This is a genomic window from Aequoribacter sp., from assembly GCF_965659035.1.
In the GTDB taxonomy this organism is placed as follows: domain Bacteria; phylum Pseudomonadota; class Gammaproteobacteria; order Pseudomonadales; family Halieaceae; genus Aequoribacter.
On the sequence record NZ_CBFHWH010000043.1, the window covers coordinates 15,697 to 17,589 of the forward strand.

The window sequence follows — 1,893 nt, forward strand, 5'->3', positions numbered from 1 at the left end:
CCCGGCTGGAGTCTGCAGATCATGCAACAAATGGAAAACAACATCCTCATTCGCCCGCTTCTCGAGTACAACGGTCCTGATTTGCGCGAGTATGTTCCTTTAGAGCAACGATAAAAGATTCGTCATGAGTGAACTGGACCGTCAACGCGTTATTTTTGCCGAGGGTGAAGAGCCACGAATCATCGCCGCCGCAACACAGCTGCGCCGCGAGTACGGGATCGAATGCCTGTTAGTTGGCAAAACGGACATCATTCGTGACGTCGCAATCAGCCAAGGCTTGACCGTGGATGGCCTAAAGTTCGTCTCGCCATCAGACCCACTGCTGTTAAGCCAGTGTGCCGAGCACGTGCAAGGGCTACGCCAGTTCAAGTCGATCAGCATGGCCGAACGCTTGGTGAAAAAGCCTCTACCTTTCGCAGCGACCATGGTGGCTATAGGTGAGGCTGACCTCATGGTAGGTGGTGCAACCAGCCCCACCAAACGTGTTATTGAAGCCGCTGCCATGTGCATGGGCTACGCCAAAGCTGACGGTTTGGCGTCGAGTTACTTTGTCATGGAGATTCCAAATCGTACGCAGCGGATGCTGTTTGCCGATTGCGCCGTTAACGTTGACCCCAGCGCCGAGCACCTCGCATCCATTGCTATCACAACGGCACAACAGGCTAAAGCCCTGCTAGCAGAGCCGCCGCGTGTTGCCATGTTGTCGTTTTCAACGCAAGGTAGCGCTAGCCATGCCAGTATCGACAAGGTCAAACATGCCTTAGAACTTGCCCGCGCTATGGACTCAAGCCTCTTGATTGACGGCGAAATGCAAGTGGATACGGCGCTATCAGAGCGTGTCGCCGCCACCAAATGGCAAGGAGAATCGGCCGTCGCCGGACGTGCCAATGTACTGATATTTCCGTCGCTCGAGGCGGGTAATATCGGCTACAAACTCGTCCAGCAGTTCACCGGAGCACGGGCCATCGGACCGATGCTTCAAGGCTTTAAGCACCCAGTGGCAGATCTGTCGCGCGGCGCAACGATCGATGAAGTTGTGGAAGTTGCCTTACTGGCTTTAAGAACAGCAGCGAGCAGTTAAGACGCCAAGCGTATGGCTCTTCCATGATCGTGCACCTCAATTAAGGTTGAATGCAGACTTTTAATCGCGAGCTCGTAGTCTTTCTCGTCCACGATAAACTGGATATCAACCTCTCGCATCGATTGATGCAGTGCCAGTACGCTGATGTTAGCACTCGCAACCGCGCCAACCGTTTGCGCCAAGATGCCCGGAAGCTTCATATTTGACCCAATGGCCGAAATAACGGCAACGCGGCGATAATAACAGTCGGCACCGGGAAACACATCGGCCAGATGTTCAAGTATTCGTTTAATGGTTTTAAGATTCGCGGCAAGATAGTGCGTAATGGTATTGGCGTTAAGGTCTTTCGCAATAATCCTCGCGTTGTAACGCTTTATCGCTTCAAGCAAGGCCGTGTCATAACGTCCGAGCTCACCGGCCATATCTTGATCGAACACCTCAATAGCAAATACTTTTTTGCAGCCGGCAATAATTTCCACGCAAGGGCGTGTATTCTCCCAATCGCGAGTAATTAGCGTACCTTCATGGGTCGGGTCAAAAGTATTTCGAACTCGAAGTGGGATCCCCTGTTGTCGCAAACCCTTAGCGGCACGGGGGTGAATGGCCTCCATACCCAAGTTAGCGAGCTGATCAGCGACGTCATAGTTCGTTCGTCCAATAGGTACTGCCTTGTCTAAGCCCACCAACTTCGGGTCGGCGGATGAGAGATGAAACTCTTTGTGGATAATCGCTTCGCCGGCCTGACTCAAGACCGCGAGTCGGGAAAATGTCATCTCGCTGTAACCGCGATCAAAGGTTGTCATTAAGCCTTT

At 52.7% G+C, this 1,893-nt stretch carries 2 protein-coding genes; one reads left to right on the forward strand and one right to left on the reverse strand.

Annotation, left to right across the window (positions count from 1 at the left end; genetic code table 11):
- Window positions 1–124 precede the first annotated feature (124 nt).
- The gene (locus ACTF5Z_RS07795; RefSeq protein WP_438985149.1) at window positions 125–1,081 is read left to right on the forward strand and encodes a phosphate acyltransferase; all 957 of its coding nucleotides are present in this window, start codon (window positions 125–127) and stop codon (window positions 1,079–1,081) included.
- Here ACTF5Z_RS07795 and ACTF5Z_RS07800 read toward each other — a convergent pair.
- Window positions 1,078–1,893: ACT domain-containing protein (locus ACTF5Z_RS07800; protein WP_438985150.1), on the reverse strand; the 816-nt coding region annotated here is incomplete at its 5' end. The two genes, ACTF5Z_RS07795 and ACTF5Z_RS07800, sit on opposite strands and share 4 nt — an antisense overlap.